This window comes from Streptomyces sp. NPDC058469, from assembly GCF_042721125.1.
Classification (GTDB): Bacteria; Actinomycetota; Actinomycetes; order Streptomycetales; family Streptomycetaceae; genus Streptomyces.
Genome location: NZ_JBHXME010000282.1, coordinates 1 through 7261, shown reverse-complemented (window position 1 = coordinate 7261; position 7261 = coordinate 1). Strand labels below are relative to the sequence as shown.

At 71.1% G+C, this 7261-nt stretch carries 7 protein-coding genes; 1 reads left to right on the top strand and 6 read right to left on the bottom strand.

The features are described from left to right. The coding region (locus ACFWP5_RS51080) for an MFS transporter (protein ID WP_384173856.1) at positions 1 to 919 on the top strand (919 nt) is incomplete at its 5' end. A 96-nt stretch (positions 920 to 1015) separates the two neighbouring features. On the opposite strand, the gene ACFWP5_RS51075 is transcribed toward ACFWP5_RS51080, so the two are convergent. The 6 genes from ACFWP5_RS51075 to ACFWP5_RS51050 form a co-directional block, all read right to left on the bottom strand. Further along, positions 1016 to 2692 (bottom strand): long-chain fatty acid--CoA ligase, encoded by a 1677-nt coding sequence (locus ACFWP5_RS51075; RefSeq protein WP_384173853.1) that lies wholly within the window; start codon positions 2690 to 2692, stop codon positions 1016 to 1018. 184 nt (positions 2693 to 2876) lie between these two features. Continuing rightward, on the bottom strand, positions 2877 to 3620 hold the full coding sequence (locus tag ACFWP5_RS51070; RefSeq protein WP_384173850.1) for a SigE family RNA polymerase sigma factor: 744 nt from the start codon (positions 3618 to 3620) through the stop codon (positions 2877 to 2879). Between the two features lie 147 nt (positions 3621 to 3767). After that, on the bottom strand, positions 3768 to 4979 hold the full coding sequence (locus ACFWP5_RS51065; protein WP_384173848.1) for a lipid-transfer protein: 1212 nt from the start codon (positions 4977 to 4979) through the stop codon (positions 3768 to 3770). Then, complete coding sequence (locus tag ACFWP5_RS51060; protein ID WP_384173859.1) at positions 4976 to 5368, bottom strand: MaoC family dehydratase; 393 nt, start codon at positions 5366 to 5368, stop codon at positions 4976 to 4978. Before ACFWP5_RS51060 ends, ACFWP5_RS51065 begins: the two co-directional genes overlap by 4 nt. 17 nt (positions 5369 to 5385) lie before the next feature. Further along, complete coding sequence (locus tag ACFWP5_RS51055) at positions 5386 to 6573, bottom strand: acyl-CoA dehydrogenase family protein (RefSeq protein ID WP_384173845.1); 1188 nt, start codon at positions 6571 to 6573, stop codon at positions 5386 to 5388. Position 6574: 1 nt separating this feature from the next. After that, the coding region (locus tag ACFWP5_RS51050; RefSeq protein WP_384173842.1) for a bifunctional MaoC family dehydratase N-terminal/OB-fold nucleic acid binding domain-containing protein at positions 6575 to 7261 on the bottom strand (687 nt) is incomplete at its 5' end.

Sequence of the window (7261 nt, the reverse complement as noted above, 5' to 3'; positions counted from 1 at the left end):
GGCCACCACGGCGGCCCTGCTCGCCGGGGCCGCGGCCCCCGGCACCGCCGCACTCGCGGTCGCCGTCTTCGTCGCCGCCGCCGCGACCGTCGTCCCGCAACTCCTCGTCCCGCTGGTCGCCGAACGCGCCCCCGCCCACCACCGCGCCCGCCATGTCGCCGCCGTCATAGCGGGCCTGTTCACCGGCATCGTGGCCGCACGCGTCGTGGGCAGCCTGGTCGGCCAGGCCTACGGCTGGCGGGTCGTGTTCATCGGCTCGGCCGCCCTGACCCTCGTCCTCGGCCTCGCCACCGCGTACGTCCTCCCGTCCGAGAAGCGCCGCGGCTCCGGCCCGCTGTTCGCCGGCCTCGCCGCCCTGCCCGGCCTGGTCCGCAGCTCGCCCGACCTGTGGCGCGCATGCCTGCGGCAGGCGGGGATGTTCGGCGCGTGGAGCGCCCTGTGGACCACACTCGCCCTGCTCCTGACGGGCACGACCGACGGTTCCTACGGATTCTCGACCGCGACCGCCGGCCTGTTCGGGCTCTTCGGGCTGGCGGCCAGCGCGGTGGCTCCGCTCGCGGGCGGGTTCGTCGACCGGTTCGGCGCGGGCAAGGTCGTACGGTCCGCGTATGTGCTCGCGGCCGTGTCTGTGCCGCTGTTCTGGCTGGGCGGGCACGTGCTGTGGGCGCTGTTCGTGGCCGCGATCGCCGTCCACGCGGCCCTGGTCGCCTCCCACGTCGCCAACCAGACCCTCGCCCTCACCACCACCTCCACCCCGGCGACCGCCAACACCGCCTACGTCGTCGCCGGCTTCACCGGCGGCGCCCTCGCCTCGGCCCTCGCAGGCCCGGCGTTCAGCCACTGGGGCTGGGGTGGCGTGTGTGTGGTGGCCGGGGTGTGGCTGGTGATCGGGTGGGTGTCGACGGCCGCGCGGCGGTGACGCCCCGCGCGTCGTCGGGGTGTGTGTTGTCGAGGGTGCGTGTCATCGTCGTACGGCTGTTTCGAAGCCGTACGACGATGACGGGACCGTACGCGGTCAGAGCTTGGTGACGTCCAGGTCGCCCTCGGCGTACCGCCTGCGCAGCACCTTCTTGTCGAACTTGCCGACGCTCGTCTTCGGGACCGACTCGATGATCGTCCAGCGTTCGGGGAGCTGCCACTTGGCGATCTTTCCCGCGTCGGCGAGGAAGGCGCGCAGCGACTCGAAGTCGGCGGTGGAACCCTCCCGCAGGACCACGGTCGCCAGCGGACGCTCGCCCCACTTCTCGTCCGGTACGGCGACCACGGCGGCCTCGGTGATGTCCGGGTGGGACATCAGGGCGTTCTCCAGGTCGACGGAGGAGATCCACTCGCCGCCGGACTTGATGACGTCCTTGGCACGGTCGGTGAGGGTGAGGAAACCGTCGGCGGAGATCGTGCCGACGTCACCCGTCTTGAGCCAGCCGTCCTCGCTGAACTTGTCGGCGGGGCGCAGGGGTTCGGCGTCCGGGCCGTTGTAGTACGCGCCGGCGATCCACGGGCCGCGCACCTCCAGCTCGCCCGCCGACTCACCGTCGAAGGGCAGCCGCTCGCCGCCGGGGCCGGTGAGCCGGGCCTCGACACTGGCCGGGAAGCGGCCCTGCGTCAGCCGGTACTCCCACTCGCGGTCGGTGCCGACCGCCTCGGCCGGCGGACGCGAGACCGTGCCCAGCGGGGACGTCTCCGTCATGCCCCAGGCGTGGCAGACCCGCATGCCCAGCCTGTCGAAGGCCGCCATGAGGGCGGGCGGGCAGGCCGAACCGCCGATGGTGACCTGGGTGAGCGACGAGACATCCCGGGGCTTCGCGGTCAGTTCGGCGAGCAGGCCCTGCCAGATGGTGGGCACGGCCGCCGCGTGCGTCGGGCGCTGGCTCTCGATCATCTCGGCGAGCGGGGCGGGCTGCAGGAAGCGGTCCGGCATCAGCATGTTCACGCCGGTCATGAACGTGGCGTGCGGCAAACCCCATGCGTTGACGTGGAATTGGGGCACGACGACCAGTGACGTGTCCTGGTCGGTGAGCCCCATCGACTGGGTCATGTTGACCTGCATGGAGTGCAGGTAGATCGAACGGTGGCTGAACACCACGCCCTTGGGGTCGCCCGTCGTGCCGGAGGTGTAACACATCGCGGCGGCCTGGCGTTCGTCCAGCTCGGGCCAGTCGTACGTCGTCGGCTTGCCGGCGATGAGGTCCTCGTACTCGTGCACGCGCGCGTCGGCGCCGTCGAGGGGGGTGCGGTCGCCGGGCCCGGAGACGACGATGTGCTCGACCGTCGGCAGCTTGGACAACAGCGGTGCGAGCAGCGGGATCAGCGAACCGTTGACGATCACCACCCGGTCCGCCGCGTGGTTGACGATCCACGCCAGCTGCTCCGCCGGAAGGCGGAGGTTGAGCGTGTGCAGCACCGCGCCCATGGCGGGGATCGCGAAGTAGGCCTCGACGTGTTCGGCGTTGTTCCACATGAGGGTCGCCGTGCGCTCGCCGTCCACCACGCCCAGGTCCTCGCGCAGGGCGTGCGCCAGTTGGGCCGCGCGGGCACCGACCTCCGCGAAGGAACGGCGCTGTGGCTCTCCCTCACCGGTCCAGCTGATCACCTGCGATGTTCCATGGACCGTCGACCCGTGGGTCAGGATCCTGGAGATCAGCAGCGGTACGTCCTGCATGGTGCTCAGCACGGCGTCCTCCCGGGGCGACATTGCCTACGCGGTAGTAAGGGATGCGCTGATTCTGCGCACATACCGCACGGTATGTCACTAGGGCCGGGTGATCGATCACGTCACGTCGGCCGAGGGGCCCACCTTTGGCGGCGGTGGCTGCGGTTTCGTGGCTTCGTGGCTTCGCTGACAGCCGGGTGACTTGAATCCGACGCCCGCCTGACCTCTAGCGGGCGAGAACCAACTCCGGGTCCTCGCGCAGCTTGCCGAGCGCCCGCGAGACCGCCGATTTCACCGTGCCCACGGACACCCCGAGCACCTGGGCCGTCTGGACCTCGCTGAGGTCTTCGTAGTACCGCAGGACGACCATCGCCCGCTGCCGCTCCGGCAGCTTCGCGATCGCCCGCCACATCGCGTCGTGCAGCGCCTGCTGCTCGGCCGGGTCCTCCGCGCCGCCGACCGTCTCCGGCTCGGGCAGTTCGTCGCACGCGAACTCGTCGACCTTGCGCTTGCGCCACTGCGAGGTCCGCGTGTTCAGCAGCGCCCGGCGGACATAGCCGTCCAGCGCCCGGTGGTCCTCGATCCGCTCCCAGGCGACATACGTCTTGGTCAGCGCGGTCTGCAACAGGTCCTCCGCGTCGCACGGATTCGCGGTCAGCGACCGCGCGGTGCGCAACAGCACGGGTTGCCTGGCCCTCATGTACGACGAGAACGAGGGGTACGTGAGCGCCTGGGTCCGAGCCTGACCCTGGCCCTGGCCCTGGGCCTGAGTCCCGGTCTGGGGCTGGAGCTGGGGCTGGGATTGAGGTTGGGATTGAGGTTGAGCCTGGGTCTGCGTGGCCCGGGTGGCGGTCCGCGTGGCAGGCCGTGCGGCCGGCCTGGGTGCGGGCCGGGTGGCGGGCCTGGTGGCGGCTCCTGCGGCGGCCCGTGCGGCGGCGTTCGACGCGCTGGTGCAGACTGCTGTGGTCATGGCTCCACGCTATGAGTGACCCCCACTCCTGCGGATCGGCCGCAGGTCCCGAAGCAGACTCCGCCTCAGGTTGTAGGGGTGGGGCTGGCTCCACCTCCTGAAGGTGGACGAGCGGATGACATGTACTGCGGGTTTACCCCTGGGGGCTCACCCGTCCGCAGTAAGGGCGGTGGGGGCGACAGAGGTGGTAGGCATGGCGAGGGCCGTGAGCACCAGGCCGGATGTCGGCACCCCCGTACCGGCCGTCACCAGGACCCGCCCGGCCCCCGGTATCTGGTTCACGGCGGTGCCGCGCAGCTGTCGGACCCCCTCCGCGATCCCGTTCATCCCGTGCAGGTACGCCTCCCCGAGCTGTCCCCCGTGCGTGTTGACCGGCAGCCGCTCCTCGGCCACGAAGTCCGCCGCCTGCCCCTTCCCGCAGAACCCGAACTCCTCCAGCTGCATCAGCACGAACGGCGTGAAGTGGTCGTACAGGATCGCCACGTCCATGTCCTCCGGGCCCAGCCCCGCCGTCCGCCACAACTGCCGCGCGACCACGCCCATCTCCGGAAGGCCGGTCAGATCGTCGCGGTAGAAACTGGTCATCTGCTCCTGCGCCCGCCCGGCACCCTGCGCCGCCGCCGCTATGACCGCGGGCGGACGCGGCAGGTCGCGGGCCCGCTCCACCGACGTGACGACGATCGCCTGGGCGCCGTCCGTCTCCTGGCAGCAGTCCAGCAGCCTGAGCGGCTCCACGATCCACCGCGAGGCCGCGTGCTCGGCGAGCGTGATCGGTCTGCCGTGGAAGTACGCCGCCGGGTTCGTCGCCGCGTACTTGCGGTCCACGACCGCCACCTGCCCGAACACCTCCGGTGTCAGGCCGTACGTGTGCAGATACCGCTGCGCCGCCATCGCCACCCACGACGCCGGGGTGAGCAGCCCGAACGGCAGCGACCAGCCGAGCGCCGCGCCCTCCGCCGACGGCTCCCGGTGCGTCACGCCTGAGCCGAATCTGCGCCCCGACCGCTCGTTGAAGGCGCGGTAGCAGACCACCACCTCCGCGATCCCCGCCGCCACCGCCAGCGCCGCCTGCTGAACGGTCGCGCAGGCCGCGCCGCCGCCGTAGTGGACCCGGGAGAAGAAGGACAACTCGCCGATCCCGCAAGCCTGGGCCACGGTGATCTCCGGGTTGGTGTCCATCGTGAACGTGACCATCCCGTCCACGTCCGCCGGTGTCAGCCCCGCGTCGTCCAACGCGGCCCGCACCGCCTCCACGGCCAGCCGCAGCTCACTGCGCCCCGAGTCCTTGGAGAACTCCGTCGCCCCGATCCCGACGATCGCTGCGCGTCCCCCGAGGGTGTCGCGGGTACGGGTGCTCATCCGGCCTCCCTCGGTACGGTCACCGTCACGGTGCCCGTCACGTGCCTGCCGATGCCGTTCGCCCCGAGCACACTCACCGTCGCGGTGTCGCCGTCCGTCTCCTCGACCCTGCCCGTCAACACCATCGTGTCGCCCGGGTAGTTGGGCGCGCCGAGCCGTATGGCCACCTTGCGGAGGGTGGCTCCCGGTCCGAAGTGGTCCGTGATGTAGCGGCCGACGAGGCCGTTCGTCGTCAGGATGTTCATGAAGATGTCGGGGGAGCCCTTCTGCCGCGCCGACTCCGCGTCGTGGTGCACGTCCTGGTAGTCCCGGGAGGCGACGGCTCCGGCGACGATCAGGGTGCGGGTGATCTCGATCTCCAGCGGGGGCAGTTCGTCCCCCGGCTTCACCGACTTCATTTCCACTGTCATCCCTCGCCCACCTCCCTCCTTTCTTTCTCGGTCCCTTCCTCCTCGGTCCCTTCCTCCTCGGTCACGATCAACTCCCCCAGTTCTTGCAGTACTTCGCCCCCTCCGCCCAGGTACGCGTCCAGCTGACGGCCCCAGAGGAAGTGCCGGTGCACCGGATGGTCCAGGTCGGCTCCCGCCCCGCCGTGCAGATGCTGACCCGTGTGGACGACACGCTGGCCCGCCTCGGACGCCCACCAGGCGGCGGTGAGCGCGTGCGTGGCGTACGGCAACCCCGCATCGCGACGCCAGGCCGCCTCGTACGCCGTCACGCGTATCGCCTCGATGTCCATGTGCGCGTCGGCCGCCCGGAGCTGAACCGCCTGCCGCGTGGCCAACGGCCGCCCGAACTGCTCCCGGGTGTTGACGTGCGCCACGGCCCGCGCGAGCGAACCGGCGCCCACTCCGGCCTGAAGCCCGGCGAAGGCGGTACGGGCGGTGGCCAGAACGTCGGTGTAGGGGGAGGGAGTTGGGGGCTGGGAGTAGGAAGAGGGGCGGTGGAGAGGCTGGGGGTGGAAGAGAGGCTGCTCGACCTCGGCGCCGCGGTGGGCGCCCACCACACCGAGCCGTTCCGCCGACGCCCCGTCGAGTGTCAGCCGCCCCGCCGACCAAGGCGCCGTCAACTCAACAGCCTCGACGCACACGGCATCCGTGACCGGCGTCAGCCACAACTCACGCTGATCGTCGGCGACCAGGACATGCGTGGCGTCGCGCAACCAGGGGACGACGGGGACCGTGCCGGTCAACTCGCCCCGCGCGGAAGCCTGTTCACTACCCCTCGCCCGCACACCCCCCTGCGCCGGCAACGCCCCGCACACCACCACCGACCCGTCCCCGATCCCCGGCAACAACCGCTCCCGCTGCTCGGGTGAACCATGCGCCGCCACCGCCAGCAGCCCGTACACGCAGGTCGACGCGAAGGGCACCTGGGCCGTCGCCCGCCCCTGTTCCTCCAGGAGGAGCACGAGACCGAGCAGGCCCAACTCCTCGACGGCGCCGACCAGTCCGGCCGCGCACAGGGCCTTCCACAGCTCGGGATCACTGCCCGTCCCGGCCGCCGTGAGCCGCTCGGGTGTCGCGAGGTCGCCGAAGATCCGGGCGGCCAGGTCACGGGCCGCCGCCTGCTCCTCGGTCGGCGTGAAGTCCATGTCAGCCCACCCCTCCCTCTCGGCCTTCCTGGACCCGGAAGACGGGGAGCACCAGCGGGCCGTCCTCGTCGCCGGCCCCCTGAGGTTCGTCGTACCGCCGGAATTCGAGCCGTACCGGCAGCCCGATGCGGACCTTGTCGTACGGCACCCCCACCACGTTGCTCACGATCCGCACGCCCTCGGCCAGTTCGATCAGCCCGACCGCGTAAGGAGGATCGAAGGCAGGGAAGGGCGGGTGGTGCATCACCACATACGAGTAGACCGTCCCCTCACCGCTCGCCTCGACCGTGTCCCAGTCCGGGCCGCCGCAGGCGTTGCAGCCCGGCAGCCAGGGGTGGCGCAGCGTCCCGCAGTTCGTACAGCGCTGGATGAGGAGTTGATGCCGCTCCACGCCCTCCCAGAAGCCGGCGTTGTCCCGGTTGACGACGGGGCGGGGCCGCCGCGCGCGGGCCCCCTTCCCCTCCCGTTTCTCTTCCGCCCTCCCCTTTTGGCGTGCGGGGGCGTACTTGAGGATGCGGAAGCGGTGGGTGCCGACGAGGTCCGGTCCCACCCGGACATCCATGCGCGTCGTGACGAAGTACCCCGTGCCCAGCTTCGTCGTCTTGCGGTCCGACACCGACTCGATCACCGCGTCGAAGGTGACCTCGTCGCCCGGCCGCAGGGGCCGTAGATACTCCTGCTCGCAGTC